This window comes from Sphingobacterium sp. (assembly GCF_039596235.1).
Taxonomy (GTDB): domain Bacteria; phylum Bacteroidota; class Bacteroidia; order Sphingobacteriales; family Sphingobacteriaceae; genus Sphingobacterium.
On the sequence record NZ_JBCNKE010000001.1, the window covers coordinates 420,033 to 443,213 of the forward strand.

At 40.7% G+C, this 23,181-nt stretch carries 21 protein-coding genes; 12 read left to right on the forward strand and 9 right to left on the reverse strand.

Translation table 11 applies throughout. The features are described from left to right. Positions 1-5 precede the first annotated feature (5 nt). Together ABDW32_RS01710 and ABDW32_RS01715 are read right to left on the reverse strand one after the other, a co-directional pair. The gene (locus ABDW32_RS01710) at positions 6-2,894 is read right to left on the reverse strand and encodes a heavy metal translocating P-type ATPase (RefSeq protein ID WP_343558809.1); all 2,889 of its coding nucleotides are present in this window, start codon (positions 2,892-2,894) and stop codon (positions 6-8) included. A gap of 254 nt (positions 2,895-3,148) precedes the next feature. After that, positions 3,149-3,382 (reverse strand): hypothetical protein, encoded by a 234-nt coding sequence (locus ABDW32_RS01715; RefSeq protein WP_343558811.1) that lies wholly within the window; start codon positions 3,380-3,382, stop codon positions 3,149-3,151. Between the two features lie 268 nt (positions 3,383-3,650). Here ABDW32_RS01715 and fbp point away from each other — a divergent pair, with 268 nt between their 5' ends. Together fbp and ABDW32_RS01725 are read left to right on the forward strand one after the other, a co-directional pair. After that, a complete protein-coding gene (gene fbp / locus ABDW32_RS01720) occupies positions 3,651-4,658 on the forward strand; it encodes a class 1 fructose-bisphosphatase (protein ID WP_343558813.1) in 1,008 nt (335 codons plus the stop codon). Between the two features lie 117 nt (positions 4,659-4,775). Next, entirely contained in the window at positions 4,776-6,224 is a 1,449-nt protein-coding gene (locus tag ABDW32_RS01725) for a L,D-transpeptidase family protein (protein ID WP_343558815.1), read from the forward strand. An 85-nt stretch (positions 6,225-6,309) separates the two neighbouring features. On the opposite strand, the gene ABDW32_RS01730 is transcribed toward ABDW32_RS01725, so the two are convergent. Next, complete coding sequence (locus tag ABDW32_RS01730) at positions 6,310-7,899, reverse strand: DUF3943 domain-containing protein (RefSeq protein WP_343558816.1); 1,590 nt, start codon at positions 7,897-7,899, stop codon at positions 6,310-6,312. A 167-nt stretch (positions 7,900-8,066) separates the two neighbouring features. Between ABDW32_RS01730 and ABDW32_RS01735 the strand changes: the two genes are divergently transcribed. Continuing rightward, positions 8,067-9,599 carry a SulP family inorganic anion transporter gene (locus ABDW32_RS01735; RefSeq protein ID WP_343558818.1) on the forward strand — a complete coding sequence of 511 codons (1,533 nt, stop codon included), beginning with the start codon at positions 8,067-8,069 and terminating at the stop codon, positions 9,597-9,599. 1 nt (position 9,600) lies between these two features. On the opposite strand, the gene ABDW32_RS01740 is transcribed toward ABDW32_RS01735, so the two are convergent. Together ABDW32_RS01740 and ABDW32_RS01745 are read right to left on the reverse strand one after the other, a co-directional pair. Then, positions 9,601-10,191 (reverse strand): methyltransferase domain-containing protein, encoded by a 591-nt coding sequence (locus tag ABDW32_RS01740; RefSeq protein ID WP_343558820.1) that lies wholly within the window; start codon positions 10,189-10,191, stop codon positions 9,601-9,603. 89 nt (positions 10,192-10,280) lie between these two features. Continuing rightward, the gene (locus tag ABDW32_RS01745) at positions 10,281-11,177 is read right to left on the reverse strand and encodes an NAD(P)-binding domain-containing protein (RefSeq protein ID WP_343558822.1); all 897 of its coding nucleotides are present in this window, start codon (positions 11,175-11,177) and stop codon (positions 10,281-10,283) included. Positions 11,178-11,318: 141 nt separating this feature from the next. Here ABDW32_RS01745 and ABDW32_RS01750 point away from each other — a divergent pair, with 141 nt between their 5' ends. The 3 genes from ABDW32_RS01750 to ABDW32_RS01760 all read left to right on the forward strand — a co-directional run bounded on the left by ABDW32_RS01750 (position 11,319) and on the right by ABDW32_RS01760 (position 13,518). Then, positions 11,319-11,675 carry a helix-turn-helix domain-containing protein gene (locus tag ABDW32_RS01750; RefSeq protein ID WP_343558824.1) on the forward strand — a complete coding sequence of 119 codons (357 nt, stop codon included), beginning with the start codon at positions 11,319-11,321 and terminating at the stop codon, positions 11,673-11,675. 346 nt (positions 11,676-12,021) lie between these two features. Further along, entirely contained in the window at positions 12,022-12,558 is a 537-nt protein-coding gene (locus ABDW32_RS01755) for a hypothetical protein (RefSeq protein ID WP_343558825.1), read from the forward strand. Positions 12,559-12,717: 159 nt separating this feature from the next. Beyond that, positions 12,718-13,518, forward strand: a complete 801-nt coding sequence (locus ABDW32_RS01760; protein ID WP_343558827.1) for a class I SAM-dependent methyltransferase — start codon at positions 12,718-12,720, stop codon at positions 13,516-13,518. Positions 13,519-13,620: 102 nt separating this feature from the next. Here the strand turns inward: ABDW32_RS01760 and ABDW32_RS01765 are convergent, their stop codons facing one another. The 3 genes from ABDW32_RS01765 to ABDW32_RS01775 form a co-directional block, all read right to left on the reverse strand. After that, entirely contained in the window at positions 13,621-14,481 is an 861-nt protein-coding gene (locus ABDW32_RS01765) for an AadS family aminoglycoside 6-adenylyltransferase (RefSeq protein ID WP_343558828.1), read from the reverse strand. Between the two features lie 96 nt (positions 14,482-14,577). Then, complete coding sequence (locus tag ABDW32_RS01770) at positions 14,578-15,144, reverse strand: YceI family protein (protein ID WP_343558829.1); 567 nt, start codon at positions 15,142-15,144, stop codon at positions 14,578-14,580. An 81-nt stretch (positions 15,145-15,225) separates the two neighbouring features. Then, positions 15,226-15,795 carry a dihydrofolate reductase family protein gene (locus ABDW32_RS01775; protein ID WP_343558830.1) on the reverse strand — a complete coding sequence of 190 codons (570 nt, stop codon included), beginning with the start codon at positions 15,793-15,795 and terminating at the stop codon, positions 15,226-15,228. 560 nt (positions 15,796-16,355) lie between these two features. Between ABDW32_RS01775 and arr the strand changes: the two genes are divergently transcribed. From arr to ABDW32_RS01795, 4 genes are all read left to right on the forward strand, one after another. Further along, positions 16,356-16,805 (forward strand): NAD(+)--rifampin ADP-ribosyltransferase, encoded by a 450-nt coding sequence (arr, locus tag ABDW32_RS01780; protein ID WP_343559661.1) that lies wholly within the window; start codon positions 16,356-16,358, stop codon positions 16,803-16,805. Between the two features lie 323 nt (positions 16,806-17,128). Beyond that, complete coding sequence (locus tag ABDW32_RS01785) at positions 17,129-18,184, forward strand: NAD(P)-dependent alcohol dehydrogenase (RefSeq protein ID WP_343558832.1); 1,056 nt, start codon at positions 17,129-17,131, stop codon at positions 18,182-18,184. Between the two features lie 431 nt (positions 18,185-18,615). After that, positions 18,616-19,329, forward strand: coding sequence for a 2OG-Fe(II) oxygenase (locus ABDW32_RS01790; protein ID WP_343558834.1), 714 nt, complete (start codon positions 18,616-18,618; stop codon positions 19,327-19,329). A 165-nt stretch (positions 19,330-19,494) separates the two neighbouring features. Then, positions 19,495-19,773 (forward strand): Ada metal-binding domain-containing protein, encoded by a 279-nt coding sequence (locus tag ABDW32_RS01795; RefSeq protein WP_343558835.1) that lies wholly within the window; start codon positions 19,495-19,497, stop codon positions 19,771-19,773. A 62-nt stretch (positions 19,774-19,835) separates the two neighbouring features. Here ABDW32_RS01795 and ABDW32_RS01800 read toward each other — a convergent pair whose 3' ends face one another. Then, positions 19,836-20,300 (reverse strand): Lrp/AsnC family transcriptional regulator, encoded by a 465-nt coding sequence (locus tag ABDW32_RS01800; protein WP_343558836.1) that lies wholly within the window; start codon positions 20,298-20,300, stop codon positions 19,836-19,838. 193 nt (positions 20,301-20,493) lie between these two features. On the opposite strand from ABDW32_RS01800, the gene eat reads away from it, so the two are divergent. Next, positions 20,494-21,816 (forward strand): ethanolamine permease, encoded by a 1,323-nt coding sequence (eat, locus tag ABDW32_RS01805; protein ID WP_343558837.1) that lies wholly within the window; start codon positions 20,494-20,496, stop codon positions 21,814-21,816. Beyond that, on the forward strand, positions 21,813-23,174 hold the full coding sequence (locus ABDW32_RS01810; protein WP_343558838.1) for a glutamine synthetase family protein: 1,362 nt from the start codon (positions 21,813-21,815) through the stop codon (positions 23,172-23,174). Before eat ends, ABDW32_RS01810 begins: the two co-directional genes overlap by 4 nt. Positions 23,175-23,181 lie beyond the last annotated feature (7 nt).

A 23,181-nucleotide genomic window follows, 5' to 3' on the forward strand; every position in this document is an offset into this window, starting at 1 on the left:
TTTGTTTACTTCTTATCTATTCCTATTGTTACCCGATTTAAGCGTAGCGAGTTTAAAATCACGGAAACGGAACTAAAGCTCATGGCGGCAGCAGCAATCATGGGTGATAATAAGATGCCGAAACTTGGGTATAGCAGTCCAGCAGCTAAAGGGATACCTAGAATATTATAGATAAAGGCAAAGCCTAAGTTCTCTTTGATATTTCGCAGTAGTTTCTGACTCAGTATTTTGGCTTTAGCGATGCCTATTAGATCTCCCTGTAATAGAGTGAGGGATGCACTTTGTATTGCTACATCTGTTCCTGTACCCATGGCGATACCAATATCGGCTTGTGCAAGGGCAGGAGCATCGTTAATCCCATCACCGGCCATGGCGACAATGTGACCCTGTGCCTGGAGGTCGTGTATTTCCTGTAATTTATCTTTCGGTAATGCATTTGCTCTGAAATGCTTGATTCCGACCTGTCCAGCCACCGACTTTGCAGTGTGGGCATTGTCACCTGTAAGCATAATCACATCCACGTCATGCTGAAGCAGGTAGTGTATAGCCTGTTTGGAAGAAGCTTTGATCTGATCAGATATGCTAAAATAGCCAAGTAAATTGCTTCCTTTGGATAGATAGGAAACGGTTTTGCCATTGGATTGGGCTGATTCTACGGCTTTTCGTATCTCGTCTGGAATGAACACCTGCATAGACTCCATCAACAACTGATTGCCTAGGGCAATCAGTTGCCCGTTAATATTCCCTTTGATACCTTGTCCGGCAACGTTTTCGAAGTCTGCAACCTGTTGTTCTATTTTAGTGCCGTCCTTTTTAGCCCGTTCAATAATAGCCTGACCAAGGGGATGTGTGCTGTTACTGTTCAGCGAAGCAGCCAATGCTAATATTTCATTGATACTGCTGAACGCGCTGGGTTGAATATCATCAACGGTGGGTTTACCTTCTGTTATCGTTCCTGTTTTATCTGTTAATAGAACATCGACCTTGTTCATTTTTTCTAAGGCACTGGCATCTTTGATCAATATGCCATTTTTGGCTCCCTTGCCGACACCAACCATAACGGACATCGGGGTGGCCAGACCAAGGGCACAGGGACAAGCAACAATAAGAACTGCCAGGGCATTTGCAAAACCATAAGACAGCGAGGGCGCAGGTCCCCAAATCCACCAAGCGAGGAATGTCAATAATGCAATTACAATCACAATTGGAACAAATATTTCAGACACTTTATCTGTAAGACGCTGGATGGGCGCTTTGCTTCTACTGGCATTATTGACCATCTGAATGATCTGGGCCAATAGGGTGTCCGAACCAATACGTTCAGCTTTCATGAGGAAACTTCGTTCACCGTTAATGGTTCCGGAGCTGACTTTGTCGCCTTCCTGTTTTTCGACAGGCAAAGGTTCGCCTGTGAGCATGGATTCATCTATGCTTGTCGTCCCATTTATGATCTGACCGTCCACTGGGATTTTGTCTCCGGGTTTTACTTTCAAGGTGTCACCAATCTCAATCTGATCCACACCAATTTTGACATCTATCCCATTTTCGACCCGGGTAGCATCCGAGGGGCTGAGTTTAATAAGTTCTTTGATGGCAGAATTGGTTTTGGAATGTGCTTTTGCTTCCATCACCTGCCCCAGGAGAACTAGGGTTAGGATGACAGTAACGGATTCAAAGTATAACGCGATATAGCCGTGGTGGTTTTTTAGATCCGCGGGGAACAACTGTGGAAAAAATAGACCGACAAGGCTATATACAAATCCGGCACCAGCGCCAAGGGCAATCAGGCTGAACATATTCAGGCGCCAGGTTTTAAAAGAGATCCACCCGCGTTGGAAAAAAGACCAACACGTGTAGAAGACAACAGGAAGGGATAGAAATAATTGTATCCAGCCCGACCAGGCCGGAGGAACTACTTTTCCGATTGGATTACCGGGAAGCATTTCTCCCATGGACAGTATAAATATCGGAACTGTGAACAAGATAGATAGCCATAGTTTCATCCGGAGGTCTTTATAGGTTCTATCATCTTCAACGTCACTGCCCCCAGCGATAGGGACGAGATCCATACCACAGATCGGGCAGCTTCCGGGATGATCCTGTACAATTTCGGGATGCATCGGACAGCTATATTGTGTGTTGCTATTTAATTCCGGAACTCTCTCCAAATTCATCCCGCAAACTGGGCAGTTGCCCGGTTGGTCATAAAGCTTGTCGCCCTCACAGTGCATAGGACAGTAGTATTTTCCAGTCGAACCAACATTGTGCTGTTCGGGCATTGCAGCAGCAGAACAATCGTGCTGGGCATGCTTTTGTTGGCCGTGGTTATGCTCATGTGGCATTGATTCATCTTTTTGCTGATGATTGTGCTCGTGTCGATGTTCGTGATGGAGATGTTGCTGTGATGGGGATTCATGTTGATGCGCGAGATGATTGTGTTCCGGCTTTACAGATTCATGCCGCTGTTTATTAATAGCTGTGTGTGTTACAGTTGGTGGAAGTTGGTCTGGCTTACGTACATACAGGCTCGTATTGCTATTTTCTATTGCTACAAGATGCATTCCGCAGACAGGACAACGTCCGGGTTGATCGTAAGTTTTATTACCTTCGCAATGCATGGGGCACTGGTATTCGCTTGATTTAGATGGTTTTGATTCTTCTATATGGGGCATGTCTCGTACTGGACTATCTAGCTTGTCAATGTTATAGCCACCTAATTGATCCAGGGTTTGTTGCAGCTGTTCTGTCGAAATTTCCTTTGCAGATTCTATTATCAGTAATGGCGGGTTCAGTGTAACTTTAGCCTGAATTTCAGGAAGCTGATTGATCGCATCTTCAATTGTTGTTCTACACCCGTCGCAGGACATGCCTGAAAGTTTATATTGGTATTGCATAGCATTTTTTGTTATACATTGAATTTAAGGGTAATCACCTGGAGAATGTTATACTTTTACACCCTTTTTTTGTAATATTTCAAATGCGGATATACGCTCTTTCCGAAAGAAAATCCATATGAATGGATGATTATTGATGTTTTACGTAAAATAAACACAGAAAGGAGCTTATTTGTTTATAATAACAACATCAAATGGACTAGGAGTGATATTGAGGAGGGGGAGGCATAAGCCAATAAGGAGCAAGCAGACGTTTAGGAAAGTAGCATAGCTTCGGGGTGCTTCAATAAGCTCTGAACAGTTAGATTGTTTGTTAATAATACTTCGTAAAAAGGTGTTGGGATCATTATTTTAAAGGTCTTACGTGCTGTTTTTACAAAAAAAAGTGCTCCGTGGATGACCTGTTTGTCGTCAATAACCAAGGTATGTTGTGTAACTGGCTGGTTGCCTAGTTTTTCCTTTTCGATGAGCTGTAAAAGTTGTTGCATTGTATCAATATATTTTGCCAAAATTACCAAATACTTATCATTTTTTAGTTTTTTTTTATTTGCAACTATTTAATAGATATCTACTTCTTTTACTTCATTTTTATCTTTTTAATAGCTGATAATCGTTTTAGCATATAAAAGTTTTCAAAGAAATACGCAATCGATTGCGTATTCTGTCCACTGAATTTTAGCTAAGCAAGCCGGAGGTTTTGCTAAAATATATTTTACTTTTTTAGCTTTGTGCAACAAATATCCAATAAACACTATTATGAGTGGTATAACAACACTAGGTCAATTTATTATAGAAAAACAAGCCGATTTTCCCTATGCGAAGGGTGAGCTGTCGAGACTGTTGCGCGATATCGGTATTGCAGCAAAAATCGTTAACAGGGAGGTCAATAAAGCTGGGTTGGTCGACATCCTGGGGGATGCGGGGCAGACCAATATTCAGGGGGAAGGGCAGAAAAAGCTGGATGTATATGCTGATGAGCAGTTTATTAAAGCGCTCCAAAGCGGAGGAGAATGCTGTGTAGTTGCCTCAGAGGAACATGAAAACCCCGTTTATATGCAGTCTGGAGTTTCTAAAAATGCAAAATATATTGTTTGTATAGACCCGCTGGATGGTTCGAGTAATATTGATGTTAATGTTTCTGTAGGAACCATTTTTTCGATTTACCGCCGGCTTTCGGATACTGGAGTATCTTGTAATAGCAATGATATTCTGCAGCATGGAACCAAGCAGGTTGCTGCAGGATATGTGATTTACGGAAGTTCGACCATGCTTGTGTATACCACAGGCAAGGGGGTGAATGGTTTTACATTAGATCCTTCTATCGGTGAATTCTGTCTGTCACATCCCGATATGAAGATTCCCGAAGCTGGTCATATCTATTCGATCAATGAGGGGAATTATTCTAAATTTCCGAATGGTGTCAAGCAATATATCAAATATTGCCAAATGGAGGATGCTTCTACCCAACGCCCTTATGCTTCCCGTTATATTGGATCTATGGTTGCGGACATTCACCGTAATTTATTGAAAGGGGGAATATTTCTTTATCCTACCACCTCGGCCCATCCGAACGGAAAGTTACGGCTGATGTATGAATGTAATCCTATCGCTTTTATTATTGAACAAGCCGGAGGGAAAGCTACAAATGGATATCAACGGATTTTGGATATTGAACCCAAGACCCTGCACCAAAGAACGGCGGCTTTTTTGGGTAACTCCGAGATGGTCGAACTGCTTGAAGATTTCCTGCAAAAACATCAGTAATTCATTCTGTAGTGATTCGATGACAGGTAGGGTTCGTTTGCCAGTAAGAATTATTTATCTTTGTCATCAGAAATGGCTTCATTATTGCGAAGCCATTTCTTTTTCATTATTTGTAGTATGTTACGTTTTTTAGTTTTTATTTCCTTTGTTTCAATTTTATTTTTTTCCTGTAAAGAGAATCCGCCAACTTATGGTGATGTACTTGCAAAGGGTTTTGAGCAAAAAACTTATAAGGAATTTGATACAATAGCTTATTTAAAGGTGTTTCGTGAGGAGTATGGAAAACAGAAATCCAAACTGCATAATCCCAGTTGGATGAAGGACTTGTCTGATTCTACCGACGGGATGACTTTAATCGCTGAACATTTATTCGATGGTAGTATTGATACGCTCTTGCATTATTTCGAGCGCAGTGAGGAACATGGGATCCGTAGCAGTTATTTCCATACAACAGAGATTAAGGAGACTCTATTTTCTCTCCGCAAACTGAAACCTAAAGATGTAGCGGAATCTTATCTGTTGTTGGCGAAATTGGACCTCCTAGGAACCGACGGACTAGTGGCCTATGTAAGCAGTATGAAATATGGTGTTATCAATCCAAAACGTTTGTACGGAAGGTATTTTGTTCCTCAAAAACGTATGAACTATGCCAGCGTTGTTCACCTATTGGATAGTGTGGAGATCGGATCACTAATGGCAGGGATTCAACCAAAAAACCAGTATTACATCCAATTTCAGGATTTACTGGCAAATGGTAATCTGGATAATACACAGAGAATAAAAGTGCTGATGGTGCTTGAAAAATTGCGTTGGATGGGAGCGGCATTTCCAGACAAATATGTATTTGTAAATATTCCGGAACAACGATTGCACATCATGGAAGGAGGAAAAACCCGTCAATTGATGAATGTATGTGTTGGCGAAACAGATAATCCAGCTTACACACGTAAAGGCGAAAACCATGAAACTCCAGTTATGCAGGGCGTTTTAGATGCCATGCAGGTTAACCCCGTATGGAATATCCCAAGTAGCATCGTAAAAAAAGAACTATTGGCAAGTGTGCGGAGCAATCCGAACTATCTGGCCTCACGTAATATGGTAGCCTATTATAAAGGAAAGCAGGTGGATCCCAGTACTGTAAATTGGCATGCTGATTCGGTGGAGAAGTTCCGTTTTAAACAAAACCCTGGTTCAGATAACTCCTTGGGGAATGTGAAATTCTTATTTGAAAATGCGTATTCGATCTATCTCCATGATACACCGGCCAAACAAATGTTCGGACAGAGCAACCGTGCTGTAAGCCATGGTTGTGTACGGGTTGAGAAACCTGTGGACTTGGCCAGCTACCTTGTCAATAATGAGAAACAGGCAGAGAAGATTGCCCATGAAATAACAACAGACTCGATCTCGAAATCACGTTGGGTAACTCTGAAACGTCAGATGCCTGTGTATCTTACTTATTATACAACCTGGCTTGATGACGATGGTAAACTAGTATCCTATCCAGATATTTACGGATATGATCCGCGATTGCGAGAGGCGCTGAAAAAATATTGGGCAAATTAGCAAAGACTTAACTGGAGAACGGTTTGAACATGCCCCAAAAAGCTAGATACTTTTTTGGGGCATTTTTGTGTGACGGCCTTGCTTACTAGTATTCTGAGTTATAGGCTAGCGCCAAACGAATAAATGGATAATCTTTGTTGACATTTTGATGATCTCGGTAATGGCCTTCAAGTCTAAAATATCCGGAGTAAAGATTGACACCAAAGTTTTTCCATATCCGCACAGAAGCGCTGGTAGATGCCGTATGAAGATAATGATGAGATTTATTGCCACTGAGTGTGACAAAATATCCGCCACGGTAATCTATGCCAAATTTGAAGCGATTGAGTGTAGTTAGCGTGGCGGATGCGCGGATGTCTGCTCCAGGGCCATAATCATAGGTACGACTTTCGCCGAAATGCAGATAGGGATCAGGCACTGCTGCCAGTACAACTGGACCACCTCCCAGTATAGTGCTCAATTTTGTTCGTGTACCGATATTGTAGTTGGAAAAAATATTGTAATTGATACTCTGTGAGCCATAATAGAAAGCTTCATTTCGCAGAAAGTCAAAATGGGCAGAGACTATACCGCGATGCCGGCCTGTTAAATTGGATAGAATACGATTTCCGTAGAGCGAAGCGTATACATTCACAGCATTTACGATCGAACTGTCGTCGGATCCAATTTCAAGATTTAGAAAGAAATCGTCGAATGGTTTCTTTTTGTCGACATCATCGTTGTTGTAAATCATTTTAATACGAGCGTAAATGTCATTTTTTCCACGGTTGAGTATATCATGCTCTTTCGCATCAAATCGACGGATCCCCAATTCGACTTCGGTATGGACCAATGAACTGTCAATGATGGCACCTTTGATAGGGTTCCCCCAGCGACCGTCGAGCAGCCGATTTAAACCATTCATCGGATTGATCAACATGGCTAAAATTTCCTTTTTATTACGTTGTCCTTTCGTAAGACTTGGTCTGGCAAGCACATGCTGTGAAAGACGATGCGTCATTTCCCCTAGGATTGTTCCGCCAAAACTGGTATTGACAATATCGTTGATCGAGGGAGGTTCGGTCTCACCTGCTGTCTCCCAGATGTAACTTCCGGCGACCGTTGCCAGCGTCGATTGCAGGAAACTAAAATTGTTTGATCGGAACGAATTAAAATAGAACTGACCATGATAGGGATGTGCAATCTGATTGGTGGCAAAGAGATTGTCGTCCCAGGTCCATGCGGAAAACTTCAGATGACTGAAAAAGTTTTTGAAGGAAATATGGGAGACAGGATCTTTCCGGATGAAATAATTGACAGAGGCAGGTATGGCCTGAATAGAGAACCATTCTATTCCAGCACGTAGAAAGTTTTTTTTCTGATAATTTACGATACTATCGGGTAGTTTGGCATTGATCCGATCTGAAATCCATTTTGATTGTTGTGTCGATACGGCTATGCTATCCACTAATTTATTTTTCCTGACCGTGGCCGGCATACTGTCTTTAAACAGTTTTAATCCACTGCTGTCTGAGACCAGCGTGGTACCTGGAATTGAAAACGATAGGGCATGCTTACCCGCGTTGCTGAACTTCAAAGCCATTGTCTTGGCGAGGGCTGTATGGCTTGAAAAGATAGTAAATAGGCTTGAAATCAAAAAAAATAGATAACGATATGTATTTGAGTATTGTTTCATAAGGGTTAATATACTGTTTTGCAATAAAACTTGCAATGAATAACAAATAGTTGTTAAAAGTGTTTTTAGGATTGTGATTTCTTTGTGTTTTAGACGCTGTAGCTTGCTGATTTGCGGTATGGATTGTTACCTTTGCAGAGCTTAATACCTGTTCGGCTAATTTTGATATGAACAATACTTTCGAATTTTTTAATGTGCGATCCGTGAATTTCAAGAACGAGCTATTTGCTGGTTTGACGGTCGCCATGACCATGATACCTGAATCACTTTCATTTGCAATATTAGCTGGCCTTCCTCCTTTGACGGGACTTTATGCAGCTTTCTTAATGGGACTTGTGACCGCCGTTTTAGGTGGAAGACCGGGTATGGTATCTGGAGGCGCCGGTGCGACGATTGTTGTTCTGATGGCGCTGGCAGCAAGTCATGGGATAGATTATTTGTTTGCTGCGGTAATCCTGGCGGGTTTATTGCAATTTTTGGTGGGTCTTTTTAAATGGGGGAAATTTGTCCGGTTGATCCCGCAACCGGTGATGTATGGCTTTTTGAATGGGCTGGCCATTATTATTTTCATGGCGCAGGTTGTCCAATTTAAAGTGAGCAATGGAACGGATACGGCGTGGATGTCGGGAACTACATTATATATTATGGCGGGACTTGTCGCATTAACGATGTTGATTGTAATCGGTTTTCCCCGGCTGACAAAAGCAATTCCGGCATCTCTGGTCGCTATTTTGGTCGTTTTTGGTCTGGTTTCCCTATTGGGTATCGAAACAAAAAAAGTAGTGGATATCGCTTCTGTCAGTGGATCATTACCCCATTTCCATTTGCCTAACGTTCCCTGGAGCTGGGAAACATTGCAGTTGATCTTTCCTTATTCTCTTGTAATGGCCGGCGTGGGCCTTGTTGAGTCTCTGTTGACTCTTAATATGGTCGACGAAATTACAGCGAGTAAAGGGAATGCAAATCGCGAATCCATGGCGCAGGGGCTTGCCAATACAATTAATGGATTTTTTGGTGGAATGGGTGGATGTGCCATGGTTGCTCAGACGCTGGTGAATTTGAATGCCGGTGCACGGACAAGGCTATCTGCTTTTATTGGGGCCATAACAATCCTGGTGATTATTTTGGTTGGAGCACCGTTTATTGAGCAGATACCAATGGCCGCACTGGTCGGCGTAATGATGATGGTAGCAATCGGAACTTTTCAATGGGTGAGTTTACGTATCATCAACAAATTTCCGAAATCAGATATTTTTGTTGGTGTTCTTGTCGCTGGGATAACGGTGTTATTGCACAATCTGGCCTTAGCTGTGCTTGTCGGTGTAGTGATATCTGCATTGGTTTTTGCCTGGGATAATGCTAAACGGATACGGGCAAGAAAGTATCTCGACAAGGACGGCGTGAAACATTACGACATATATGGCCCTCTTTTTTTTGGATCTACGGCTAATTTTTTGGATAAGTTTGATATTCTGGAGGATCCTGATCGAGTCATTGTGGATTTCAGGGAAAGCCGTGTGGTGGATATGTCTGCTGTGGATGCATTAAATAAAATCACTGAACGTTATGCTGTACAGCATAAGAAGATAGAACTATGGCATCTGAGTCAGGATTGTCGTTCTTTACTCAAAAATGCCGAGGGAATTGCCATTGTCAATATTATGGAGGATCCGACCTATCCGGTGATGCCGGGGAAATAGCTTATTTCCTTTTTAATACAATGAAAAGCTCGCTACCCCGACGTTGGGGGATACTATTGGAACAGTCTTCCATTTTTAAAATATGAAAGTCCTTCTGAAACAACTGTTGATACGCTGACTTTTTTCCGCCAAAAGGCGGCCCCTCGGAGTCGAATTTTCGGTTAAACAATAAGCCAGCAAGAATACCATTGGGATGGAGCAACTCAGCTATTTTGCTGCTGTATTTTTTGCGAAGGCTGGGATCTAATGCACAGAAAAAGGTCTGCTCGAGAATATAATCGTATTTCCCTTTATGTTCAAAAAAATCTTGGCAGATAATGCGGATCTTCGCAGCTTCCCCAAACTCTTTTTGAACCTGACGGACTAATGTTGGCGCGATATCAAGTAGCGTGATATTTTCAAATCCACTCTCAAGTAGTGCTTTGGCTTCATAAGCATTGCCACAACCAGGGATCAAAATGGAAGCCTCTTTAGGAATCTCCGTTCTTGCATAAGTAAGAATCGCCGGTGAGGCATAACCAATATCCCATCCAGTTTGTCGTTTTTTATAACGATTGTCCCAATATTCTTTATCTAAATCCAATATATCCATGGTATTATATATCTTTTAAATCAAGCGGATACAATTTAAGGAAATCTTGTGTAATGCGAGGTTAATTTTGCTTTTTTCTGAAAAGCAGATCAATCTTCTGCTGTACGTGGTATTCGCAAAGTCTTAATGACGGCAGCAAATTCTTCCTGTTCGTAGCCCGCATCTTTTGCTCTTTTGAGCCAATTTGCTACAAACTGGGGGAATTCACTATTTATTCCACTTAATTTAGCTGTTGTAAGGATTCTTTCTGTTGCCTCCACTGAAATCGCAAGCGGGCTTTGGGAAAGCTTAAAATCTCCGCTACTGATCACAGCCCCTTCATGCTTTAGAAACTCGCCCATTCCTGGAGCAATTTCTGCGATGATATTGCCATATTCCCTGACGTCAAAATTTTCAGCTTCGGCAATTAAAGCGCCATGTAGAAAACCTGCTGCTGCACCATAAATATAGGAGAGGGTCGCTGTATCCATGGCTGCTGCAGCACCAATATTTTCACCTAGATATTTTAGATTGCCACCTAAAATTTTCAATGTATCTTCGATTTCCAAATATTTTCTGTTATTGCCTGAAAAGAGTATCGTCGTATCCGGCTGTGCCATCTGTTCAGGTGCTACCTGTATTGCTCCATCAATGTAGTCGGCGGTTTTACCATTAAACCAGGTTTCGCTTAAACGCGCTTCCTGGGATGTTCCTGTCGTTAATTGTACAATGAGCTTGCCTGCTAACGTATTCTTTGTTTCGATTGATGAAAAAAGGTTATTTGCTACAGCATAGTTATGAACGATAACAATACTCACTGGACTGGCTTCAATGGCCTCGTTGATGTTTTTCGCTAAGCTTGCACCTTCTTTTACCAATTCATCGGCTTTAGCTGCGGTTCGATTGAATACAGTGACCTGAAAACCTTTTTGTAAATAGAGCTGGGCTATTTTTATACCCATTGGGCCTAGGCCAATTATACTGATTTGATTTTTCAATGTGTTCATTTGTTTCTTTATTTATTTTGTATACTACAAATGTGAGCACAAACCGGTACTTTGACAATAAGGGAAAAATGATTCACCCAGGGAAAAATTATTCCCTATGGAATTGCAAAATTCAGTAGTTTTAATAAAAATTATGAAATTATGTATAGTAGAAAGATTCCCGAAGATCTTGACTGTGGTATAGTCGTCACCATGAAAATACTTGGTGGAAAATGGAAAGCCTGTATATTGGATGGTATCAACAAAGGTATAAAACGTCCCAGTGAATTGCATCGTGCTATTCAAGATGCGAGCCCAAGAGTAATCAATATGCAGCTTCATGAATTGGAACAAGCTGGTATCATCGTGAAGAAAATTTACCAAGGACTCCCGCTAAAAGTCGAGTATAGCCTGACTGACTTGGGAATTAGCTTATTGCCAGTCATCGCAATCATTAATAAATGGGGTGTTGAAAACAACCATTTGGTTGAAAATTTGAGCGGACAGATTGTAGGCTGAAATAGAACCTTGAAAATCATGAAAACAGATATATTGTAAGAGGAGGATAAAGCAAGGTGTGAAAAACCATTTTGATAGACCCGCTTTGTATCCCTTACCTGTCTTTATGTCTCTGTTATGGGGCTATTCTTTGGGAAAGGAGTTGTATTTGTTTTTTTCGTTAATTACTAAAGGAAATCGATATAGAAACTTTGGTGTTATTGGCGGATATTCATTGGGTTCAGACGAATATTAGACCGGTCCAAAAGTGGTACCTACTTATTTTATATTTGATTGCTGGGTTTATCTCAGGATACTGCTGCAGCAACAGACAAGTTTATTGAGGGACTACTTTAACGTTAATAATATGAAAACAGTGAAAATGACAGGTATAGCTCTACTGGCAACTTGTATGTTATCGAGCTGCGATAGAGGAAAAGATCTGCCGGCAACTCCAATTAATGCGGATCAGTTTGAAAAACTAAATCAGAACAAGGATAACGATGGAAAGCGATTTAGCATAACAGGATACCCGTATCTCAACAGCGATGTGACAGTGCATAGCGATATGGAAATTGCTGTTTCATTATATTCTGAGCCGAAGGGAAAAGGGAATTATATCGGAAGTATAGATTTGGGCTATATGGACAGTAAAAATGGAATTTATATCCCAGGGAAATTCACCGCGGATGATTTGCAGATTTTTGATAATGAAGGAAACAGTCTTGGGATAAATGATAAAATTATCGTTTCTTTCGAGCTGGATCTGGATACTAAACGGCCACCAAGAACGGATATTAAAAAATTGGAAAAGGACGAAAATGGTAATCCTAAAATTGTTGAGCAGAAGCCTGTATATTATGGGAACGGGCCATCTGATATTAAAATTGAAAAGGCAAAATAGTGGTTTTTTCCCAACACGATGAAATTGACCGAAAATAATAGGCTAGGGTGTTATCAGCATTCTAAGATTAACCTTCTTAAAACAATGAAGTATTGCAGCTGTTAAGAACGTTAATCCTTCTTTAAGCTAAATAGTACAGCTAAAAAAGTAGATTTAAATATGAATAAAGAACAGTATTATCTCGATGTAAATAGAATGTCCTGGAATAATAGAATAGATTCACATCTCAAGTCTGAATTTTACGATCTTCCGGGTTTTCTTCAAGGAAGAAGTTCTTTGAATGAGATTGAGCTAGGTCTGCTTGATAATATTCAGGGGAAAACGATCTTGCATCTGCAATGCCATTTTGGTCAGGACACGATCTCACTGGGCCGGCTCGGTGCCGATGTAACCGGCGTGGATCTGTCAGATAAGGCCATTGAAAGTGCACGGAAAATAGCTGAACAGACAAATATCGATACTCGTTTTATCTGTTGTGATGTATATGATCTGCCCAATCATTTAGACCAGCAATTTGATTTAGTTTTTACGAGTTATGGTACAATAGGCTGGTTGCCAGATTTGGATAAATGGGCACAGGTTATTTCGAAGTTTTTGAAGCCGAATGGAAAATTAATATTTGTCGAATTTCATCCTGTCGTTTGGATGTTTGATGATCATTTTGAAAAAATCGGTTACCGGTACTTTAATTCAGGAGCTATTATAGAAACGGAGACAGGAACTTATGCGGACAAAAATGCAGCAATAACCCAAGAGTATGTGACATGGAATCATAGCATAAGTGAAGTAGTCAATAGTCTGATTAAAAATGGGCTCCAAATCGTACGACTTGATGAATTTGATTATTCCCCCTATAATTGCTTTAATGGAACGATTGAATTTGAAAAGAATAAATATCGGATTGAGGTATTGGAGGACAAAATTCCGATGGTGTATGCAATCGTGGCTGTAAGGAAATAATACCTGGACCTTTAGCGTCAAGAGAAGTTATGATAGATTGCCATAGGGATAGATTTTAGGCTCTCTATACAGCAACTAAAGATATAGCAAAATTAATCAATCTTATTTTGTCTTTAAGGCGTTGAGATAAGTTCTGATATCCTGTTCAAGTTTTACCGGATATGGATACGTTAGTTTATCTGCGAGTTCTCGGCCAATTTTTGCGACGAGATCGGCCATGGCAAATAGCGCAGTCCAATTTTCGTTTATATCAGCAGCTGAAAACGTCTGTATTATCTTTTCCCAGGTTCGCTCTGGCAGATATTTTTTAAATAGGCGTCCATGTTTATTGGTGGTGATGTTCCAATCATGCTGGCTGGCGATATACCACTCAATTAGCGGTACCAGATAATTCGTACGTATGTTGTCCTCGGACATAAATTTAGCATAAAAAATATCCTTTCTCACCAAACATTTGGCTACGTAAGTACAGTCCCACCAAAAGTCATTAAGTAACTGATTGAATTTTTGAGCAGTAGGTTTTTTTATGATTGACACCCGATAGCTTGGCTTTTTGATTGCTGCCGTTATCCCCTCCTTGTCGAGGAGTACTTTATAGCCAATATCCCAATCTTCACATAATTGGTTTTGATTGACCTCTTTTAGAAAATTAGGTTTGCTATATAACTTAAAATCAACTTTTGTATGATCGGCATATAAAACCATCTTCATAGCATGTTTGCCATCAAAATAGTGCTCATCCTCTTCAATCATGGCAATAGGGATACCGAAGTGATTTAACCAGATTTTATTAGCGATATACCTGCTATTGTCATCAAAAACAAGTTCGATGTCTAAATCACTTAACTCATCTACTGGAGCCAATGGATTTACCAATGAGCTGGTAAGAAGAAGTGCCCGGATATCCGGATTGTTTTGCGCCCAATCAATAATCTGTTGTAATTTTTCTGCCCGAATTTGCATATTTTTTAATTTATCCTTCTTGGGGTAGCGAAAGTGCCGAAACAACCAATCTTGAAAATCTACAGAAATATTGCTTGCCGACCAACCGATGTAAATCTATTTTACGGCTTTAATCTGGATATCCAATGTGAATTCGTCCTCAATAGCGCGGTTTCCGAGATCAGAGAAAAAGCTTGCCGAACGATATTGGATATCAAAATCCAGTCTATTTACCTTTACGCCTAACGCTTCAGCAGAAAGTCCATCAGCGGTATTGGTTACCCTTGCTGGAAAAGATATGGCTTTCGTTTTGTTTTTGATGGTCAGATTCCCCGTGATTACTGGAGTAGTCTTGCTGTTATCCACTTTACTGATAATAAATTTTGCTGTCGGATACTTCGGTACATCAAAGAAATCTTCGTTTTTAAGATGACCAGTTAATTTTGGTGCATCAGTACATGCCATAGAATTCATATCAATGGTAAATCCGCCGCCGATAATTTTACCTTTATCTGTTTGAATCGTTCCATCTTTCAAAGCAATGGTACCGACATGACCACCAATGACCTTCTTCGCCTCCCATTTGATCGTTGATGCCTGTGTATTGACTTTATAAGTCATTTTCTGTGCAAAGGCAACAGAAGTACTGAAAATAATAGCAATGAATAATAAGGTTCTTTTCATAAAGATGATTTTTCTAAAATCAAATATACAAGAAACTAAGGATATTCATATCAGCAAGAGTTTAATAAATAAAAAGGAATATTATCTCTTAAGTGGTCCGATATATTTATAGCTATTGATGAATATCCCGGTAGGGGTTACCTTGGAGTTAAGAAAGGCAAGTTCCTGAGCGTACGTTCTATCTGATAGCAGACGCTTGCCCTGTCCCAATAAAACAGGGTAGGTAATGAGAGCCACTTCGTCGACGAGGCCTTGTTCCAGTAATAAGGAGGTCAATGTGGAACTACCTACAACAATCAGATCGGGGCCAGTCGTTGACTTGAGTGCATGAATTGCAGCTACAACATCTTCTTCCAGACCTTTTACAGGTCCCCAGTTCAAACTGTCAGGACGATGAGTCGCGACGTATTTTATTGCCGCATTTATGGCATTGGCCATTGGAAAATCTCCAGCATTGGGCCAGAAGCTACTGAAAATGTCATAGGTAATACGGCCCAACAGGAGGTCGAAGTCGGTACCATAGGCCTGAAAGAGCATTTCCGCTCCTGCAGGACTTCTATATGCCGTTGTCCATGCGCCGTAGGCATAATCTCCATCGTGTTCAATAATGCCATCAAGGGAGATATGTTCAAAAATTCTGATCTTTCTCATGATTACAAGTGTTTGATTATTAGTTCAAATTTAGCGAAGTTTAAAAGCATGGATGAGGTGCAATCGCGACAATATAAGGGGGTGAAAACCTTTACAGCAATCATTGGTTTTAGGAACATTCGAGGATTGTCTGAAAAACGACGAGACGATCCGGTATGGAAGTATAAAAAAAAATGTTGAACTTTAATGCATCAGACATACGTGCCTGTGGATTTGAAGTCTTCGTGTGATCCTGGTAAATTCAACGATAAAAAGAAAATACGTGTATGGAATTTTCACCCTTCAATAATATTGTTAAGCTTTGCCTCCAGGGCATGAATATGGAAGAAACTAAACGACCTGAAGAAGCTCTTAAACTATTTATGCAGGCTTGGAACGAAGCTACAGATGATCACGAAAAATTTCTTGCTGCTTATTACATCGCCCGTAACCAAAAAGCTGTTTCCGACAGATTAAGATGGTTCGAAGAGGCGGTGACCTATGCGTTAAAATTAAATGATGATACGGTTAAGAGTGCGCTGCCAAACCTTTATTTGAATCTGGCTAAATGCTATGAAGCGCTGGGAGATAATGATAAATCAAAAGAATCGGCTAAATTAGCTGCAACTTTGCATGAAACACCATCCGATATAGGTCCTTTTTATCATGGTACAAAAGCAGATTTACCGATGGGTGCATTATTGACCGCCGGCGGTAGTTCCAACTATCAGACCGAACTTACCATGAATCATATCTATTTCACTGCATTAGTTAACGGAGCAGGGCTCGCGGCGGCACTGGCTAAAGGCGATGGTCGTGAACGTGTTTACATTATTGAACCGATGGGAAGTTTTGAAAATGATCCAAATCTAACAGATAAAAAATTTCCAGGTAACCCGACTCGTTCTTATCGCTCCACAAAGCCATTGAAAATCATTGGCGAGGTAAGGGACTGGGTAAGGCCGAGCCCAGAAGATCTCCAGCAATTTCGTGAACGTTTGGCAGATGGTAATGGTGAAATAATCAATTAAATATTAATATTCAATAAAAGGTTGATCCGACGATTTCTAGGTATTTTTCTTTATTGTGGTAAAAAAAATACTGGATTAGGTTCAGCAAATCAACTACTAAAAATCCTTAGGGACTAGTCGGTGATTTTGATAGACGTTGAAATTTGGCACCTAGCGCAACTGAACCAAAAACATTCTGCTTATTTTATTGTTTGTTCAATGTCAATAAAACCTGAAGGATTCTTTATTTCAGGGAGATCCCTATTAACTTCGCATAAAGTAGGAACGGGATCTTATTTATGGGTAGCCTGTATCCAATTGGTGTTTTTATTAAAGAAGAAAAAATGATTAAGTCTAAAGGTTACGCGGCGAAAAATAGCAATTCCCCGCTTGAGTATTGGGAGTTTGAAAGAAGAGAACTAGGCTCAAATGATGTGTTAATAGATATTTTGTATAGTGGTATTTGTCATTCGGATATTCACCAGGTCCATGATGAATGGGGTGGAACGCAATATCCAATTGTTCCGGGACATGAGATCGTTGGGCGTATAAGTGCGGTCGGTAGTGGAGTAACCAAGTTTAAAAAAGGGGATCTCGCTGGTGTGGGGTGTATGGTTGCCTCCTGTGGTGAATGCGATAATTGTAAATCGGATCAACAACAGTTTTGCTTGGCAAAGAAAACCGTGTGGACTTATAACAGCACGGATGTGATGCACGATCACTCTTGTACGTATGGCGGGTATAGCAATAATATTGTTGCGGATGCGGACTTTGTCTTGCGTGTGCCGGAAACGCTTGATATTAAAAAGGTAGCTCCTTTGCTCTGTGCGGGTATCACCACTTATTCACCGTTGAAAAGATGGAATATTAGCAAAGGGCATAAAGTTGGTGTTTTGGGGTTAGGTGGCTTAGGCCACATGGCGGTAAAGATCGCTGTGGCTATGGGAGCTGAAGTTACGATGATTAGCCATTCGCCCCGTAAAAAGGCAGATGCGGCACTATTAGGAGCCCATAAGTTTTTAAATACGCATGAATCTTCGGAGTTGAAGGAGTTTTCAGGCTATTTTGATTTTATTATAGACACCGTATCAGCACCACATGACTATAATCTCTATTTGGCATTATTAAAGACCAAAGGGGTATATATTTGTGTTGGTATTCCAGCAGCACCTATGGAAATTAATGGACGTTCCATTATGGGGGGAAATAAAATTTTGACTGCTTCAAGTATTGGCGGTATACAGGAAACACAGGATATGCTTGATTTCTGTGCCGAACATAATATCCTCCCGGAAACCGAATTAATTGATATCTCTTATGTGAATGAGGCTTATCAACGTGTATTGGATAGTGATGTCAAATACCGGTTTGTTATTGATATGGCTTCATTAAATAAGTAATATGATTTTAAGGCTGTCAAAAATGAACTGAATCACCCAAAGTTCAGGCAGCCTTATTTTTATTTAATTCTGTATGAATTTATAGTCTCATTTCTCAAGCGATTTGCTTTGACTATTAGGATTACTTTATCTCGATAAGCTCCTTCGCATTGCTTAACTGCATCCGGATGAAAATCAGTTTTTATGCGGATCTTTATTTATCCCCAATCTTCTTGCTAAGGTTTTTAAACCGTTTTACCCTATCATCGCGCTGTTTTCTCCTTTGTAAAACTGGATCTTTTGCTTGCTAAAGGATGAAACTCAATAGTAGAAAGGATAATGAGCCGCGCTTTTGATAAAATGGAATATTTTCCAAAAAAGGGAAAACAGCAGGATCCGGATTTCTTATCTTGTCTACGAGCGTTAATTTTGAACCGTTGAAAATTATCGTCATGGAAAATATTGAATCGAGATTGGGGGCCAAGGACTGGTCTACAATCACCAAGGAATTGCATAGTAAGGGTTTTGTAATTGTGTCTGATGTGCTGAATAAGGGAGAGTGTGACGACCTGATCGCTGCTTATGATGCTGATAATAGGTATCGAAAGACGGTCGTTATGGAGCGTTATCGTTTTGGCCTCGGGGAATATAAATACTTTCAATATCCTTTGCCAGAACTGATTACAACGATAAGGGAAAAGGTATATGCATTGGTCGCTCCGGTTGCCAATCAATGGATGCAGGAGCTCAATATGGATAAAAGATTTCCAGCCACTCATGCTGCCATGCGAAATCTTTGTCAGGAACATGGACAAGTGAAACCCACCGTGCTTATTTTAAAGTATCATGCTGGTGGATTCAATACTTTACATCAGGATCTATATGGTGAAATTTACTTTCCCATGCAAATCGTATTGTTGCTGGATCAGGCAGATCAGGAATATACTGGCGGTGAGTTTGTTTTAACAGAGCAAATACCACGAGCGCAGTCGAAGGTCAATGTCTTAAAACCCAATCGGGGCGACATGATTATTTTTACAACTAATTTTCGCCCAGAGAAAGGTGCTAGAGGGTATTATCGTGTCCATATGAAGCATGGTGTTAGTCCATTAGGTAAGGGTAATAGACATAGTCTAGGTATTATATTTCATGATGGACTGAGTTAGAGATCAACCCAGACAGGTTGAATAGTTTATGGTAATTATGGCTGTGGACACGAATAAAGCAAAGATTAGGCGCTGAATACAGGGCCTATCCTTGAAAAATGGGCTGGACGGGATCTGCAATTAGGTGGGTATCCTCTATATTCAGAAATGTATAAATCTTGGCAAATGGTCAGACATATTGATTTGGCGGTGACGGAGGCTGAAAGGAAAAAAATCTTAAGCTCCTTGATTAGAAAGGGCGAAATTACCTTGGGCGGTTATAAAAAGGCTAAGATTTATGGCCATCTAAACTGTGCCGCTGGTAAACGAATGAAGGCCGAATATCGGGTTTTCTTTAAGGATGAACTTGATGCGATCAGTAACGGATATAGACCCTGCGGTCGTTGTATGCGCGAAAAGTATAAGCAATGGAAAGCTAAGCAACAGAAGGGAGGCCATGCTTAATGCAAACACAGATCACTGCTTAGAAGCTGTTGTCCACATTTTGGTTTACCAGAGGAAAATCGTTAAAGGAAAAGTGGTAGCCGTGTCGTATTGACAATTTCTTTCATGACGAAATAGCTTTCCATATGCCGTATTCCTTTTATAGTAGCGAGCTTATTGAAGTTAAATTCATGATAATGGTCGACATCCCTGACCATGACCTTGAGCTGATAATCAAAAGCACCGGTCACATGAAAGCATTCGACCACCTCTGGAAATTTCTGTATTTCTTCCATAAACAGTAAAGCGCTTTCGTTTGAATGTTTTTCCATACTGATTGATACGAGGGCCATAAGATTCAGGTCTAACTTCCGTCGATCCAGTAAATATACCTTCTGTTTGAGCACAGCTGTTGTCGTCAACTTCTTCATTCGTTCGTATACAGGAGTCATGGATAAGTTGACACGATCAGAAATTTCCTTATTACTGATGTTGGCATCCTGTTGTAAAAGGTCCAAGATCATCAAATCTTTTTCGTCTAATTTCATAGTTGTAGTAATTTAAATCCAAAAATAAACGGGTAGAAGGGGCTTGCTAGATTTACTCATCTAAAAATAGTAATATTTCAATATTATTTTACTAAAATAAATATAATAGTAGATATATAGTACTATAATTTAAAATAAAATAGTAAATTCACTTTACTTAATTTATAACAATTACCAACCTAGAAAAAGAATTATGAGTGATCCCCAGTTAAAGAAAGTCCTTGGCCCCGTGATGTTGTGGGGATTGGGGGTAGGGTATGTAATTTCAGGAATGTATTTTGGGTGGAATCTTGGTTTGGCGGAAGGGGGGACCTTGGGACTGGCCATCGCTACAATATTCGTTATTATTATGTACCTGACCTTTACATTTAGCTATACAGAAATGGCTTGTGCCATACCGAAAGCAGGAGGAGCTTTTGAATATGCGAATAGGGGGCTTGGAAAACAATTGGGCTTTGTTGCCGGGATTGCCCAGAATATAGAATTTGTTTTTGCTCCTCCAGCGATTGCGGCGGCGATAGGTGCTTATCTACATTTGCTACATCCCGATATTTCTTATCTTACTTTTGCTATTGGAGCGTATCTGATTTTTACGGGAATGAATATTTTAGGTGTAAAGTTGGCGGCTTCATTTGAATTGGTTGTCACGGTTTTAGCGGTTATTGAATTGTTAATATTTGCGGGGGTGACGCTGCCGGCATTTGAGTTTTCGAATCTTAAGCAAAATGCATTTCCCCATGGGTATTCGGGTATTTTTGCTTCCATTCCATTTGCAATCTGGTTTTTTCTTGCGATTGAAGGTGTTGCCAATGTGGCTGAGGAAACGATCAATCCGCAGAAAAATGTATTGATTGGCTTTGGATCTGCGATTGTCACTTTGGTCGTGTTGTGTATTATTACATTTTTATCAGCAGTTGGAGTGGCGGGTTGGGAAGCGGTTGTTTATCCCTCGGGCAGTACTGAGGCTTCGGACTCGCCTTTACCTCTTGCTATTGCAAACGTTATTGATAGTTCCCATATCCTCTACAAATTGCTTATCGGGGTGGGCTTGTTAGGTCTCATAGCATCGTTCCACGGGATTATCCTGGCGGGTGGACGGGCTACCTTTGAGTTTGGTCGGGTAGGATATGCTCCGGCTATCTTGGGGAAAGTTCATCCTCGTTTTAAAACTCCAGCCAATGCCCTATTAATCAATATGGCTGTCGGTATTGTCGCGTTACTCACAGGTAAGACAGCTGGGATCATTACCATCGCCTGTTTCGGAGCGATCAGTTTATATATCATCTCCATGTGGTCTTTTTTTGCCTTACGTACAAAGGAGCCTGCATTGGAACGCCCCTTTAAAGTTCCTTTATATCCCTTGTTTCCGATGCTCGCGCTGATTATCGCCGTGGTCTGCCTGATCGCTATGATTTACTATAACCCATGGACAGCCTTCATATTTTTTGGGCTCGTCATCTTATCATATCTCTATTTCTTAATCTTCCTGGATAAGGATAAAACCATCAAATCATGATAGACAAAAATGAAATCATTTCCAAATTAAAGGCAAGTAAGAGTACGCACGTAAAAGTCGCCGTGGCAGATATTGACGGCGTATTGCGAGGCAAATTTATGCATCGTGATAAGTTTATTTCGTCGTTGGACAAAGAATTCGGATTTTGTTCAGTGGTATTTGGGTGGGATGTCAACGACCAGGTTTATGATGATGTTGAAATTACCGGTTGGCATACAGGTTATGGTGATTTTCCGGCTCGTATAGACGGAAATACCTTTCGCAAGATCCCCTGGCAGGAAGATGTCCCATTTTTTTTGGCTGACTTTGAATCACCCCATAAGTCAGATCAAAATGTATGCCCTAGAGCACTCTTAAAAAAGATCATCGAAGAGTCTGAACAGGCAGGCTATACCCCCATTTTTGCACAGGAATTTGAATGGTTCAATTTTATTAAAGGGGATATTAATTCGATACAGAATAGTTTTAAAGAAATGAGACCGATTACTTCGGGAATGTTTGGTTATTCCATCTTGCGGATGTCAGATAATTACGGATTCTTTCGTGATCTTCTTGCAATGCTTGAGCAGTTCGCTATTCCCCTCGAAGGTCTGCATACTGAAACTGGTCCAGGTGTAATGGAGGCGGCGATTCAATGTAGTAGCGCTTTGGAAGCCGCAGATAGAGCTACGCTTTTCAAGTCGGCAGTAAAGGAAATTGGTAAAAAATATGGTATTGTAGCCAGTTTTATGGCTAAACAGACAAAAGAGCTACCAGGTTGTAGTGGTCATGTGCATCAGAGCCTTTGGGATCTCAAAAAAGAGAAAAATTTATTTTATGATGCCGGCGACCAACTCGGTATGAGTGAGCTAATGAAGCAGTTTCTTGCTGGACAGCTATATTGCCTAAGAGATATTCTACCTTTATTTGCTCCCACGGTAAATAGTTATAAAAGACTCACCGAAGGGGCCTGGGCTCCTACGACCTTAACCTGGGGGATAGACAATAGGACTACGGCTCTTCGTGTCATCGAGGGTGGCCCCAAAGCTACGCGTATCGAACATCGGGTTGTAGGTTCGGATGTCAATCCATATCTCGCCATAGCGGCTTGTCTGGCAAGTGGACTCTATGGTATCAAACACAAGTTATCGCTGGACAATCCATATACCGTGGGCAATGGGTACAAAGATTTACAATATGGTGTTTTGCCGAGGAATCTCTATGAAGCAACCTGTCGGATGGCACAGTCCGAAATTGCTTCAGAATTATTCGGTGAAAATTTCGTTGACCACTTTTGTAAGTCCAGACTATGGGAATGGCGGCAGTTTTCAGAACAGGTAACTGATTGGGAAACAAAAAGATATTTTGAAATTATTTAACAGCAAG

Coding starts and splice junctions, on each gene's coding strand:
- ABDW32_RS01710 (WP_343558809.1), bottom strand. CDS start 2,894: ATGCAATACCAATATAAACTTTCAGGCATGTCCTGCGACGGGTGTAGA.
- ABDW32_RS01715 (WP_343558811.1), bottom strand. CDS start 3,382: ATGCAACAACTTTTACAGCTCATCGAAAAGGAAAAACTAGGCAACCAG.
- fbp (WP_343558813.1), top strand. CDS start 3,651: ATGAGTGGTATAACAACACTAGGTCAATTTATTATAGAAAAACAAGCC.
- ABDW32_RS01725 (WP_343558815.1), top strand. CDS start 4,776: ATGTTACGTTTTTTAGTTTTTATTTCCTTTGTTTCAATTTTATTTTTT.
- ABDW32_RS01730 (WP_343558816.1), bottom strand. CDS start 7,899: ATGAAACAATACTCAAATACATATCGTTATCTATTTTTTTTGATTTCA.
- ABDW32_RS01735 (WP_343558818.1), top strand. CDS start 8,067: ATGAACAATACTTTCGAATTTTTTAATGTGCGATCCGTGAATTTCAAG.
- ABDW32_RS01740 (WP_343558820.1), bottom strand. CDS start 10,191: ATGGATATATTGGATTTAGATAAAGAATATTGGGACAATCGTTATAAA.
- ABDW32_RS01745 (WP_343558822.1), bottom strand. CDS start 11,177: ATGAACACATTGAAAAATCAAATCAGTATAATTGGCCTAGGCCCAATG.
- ABDW32_RS01750 (WP_343558824.1), top strand. CDS start 11,319: ATGTATAGTAGAAAGATTCCCGAAGATCTTGACTGTGGTATAGTCGTC.
- ABDW32_RS01755 (WP_343558825.1), top strand. CDS start 12,022: ATGAAAACAGTGAAAATGACAGGTATAGCTCTACTGGCAACTTGTATG.
- ABDW32_RS01760 (WP_343558827.1), top strand. CDS start 12,718: ATGAATAAAGAACAGTATTATCTCGATGTAAATAGAATGTCCTGGAAT.
- ABDW32_RS01765 (WP_343558828.1), bottom strand. CDS start 14,481: ATGCAAATTCGGGCAGAAAAATTACAACAGATTATTGATTGGGCGCAA.
- ABDW32_RS01770 (WP_343558829.1), bottom strand. CDS start 15,144: ATGAAAAGAACCTTATTATTCATTGCTATTATTTTCAGTACTTCTGTT.
- ABDW32_RS01775 (WP_343558830.1), bottom strand. CDS start 15,795: ATGAGAAAGATCAGAATTTTTGAACATATCTCCCTTGATGGCATTATT.
- ABDW32_RS01785 (WP_343558832.1), top strand. CDS start 17,129: ATGATTAAGTCTAAAGGTTACGCGGCGAAAAATAGCAATTCCCCGCTT.
- ABDW32_RS01790 (WP_343558834.1), top strand. CDS start 18,616: ATGGAAAATATTGAATCGAGATTGGGGGCCAAGGACTGGTCTACAATC.
- ABDW32_RS01795 (WP_343558835.1), top strand. CDS start 19,495: ATGGTCAGACATATTGATTTGGCGGTGACGGAGGCTGAAAGGAAAAAA.
- ABDW32_RS01800 (WP_343558836.1), bottom strand. CDS start 20,300: ATGAAATTAGACGAAAAAGATTTGATGATCTTGGACCTTTTACAACAG.
- eat (WP_343558837.1), top strand. CDS start 20,494: ATGAGTGATCCCCAGTTAAAGAAAGTCCTTGGCCCCGTGATGTTGTGG.
- ABDW32_RS01810 (WP_343558838.1), top strand. CDS start 21,813: ATGATAGACAAAAATGAAATCATTTCCAAATTAAAGGCAAGTAAGAGT.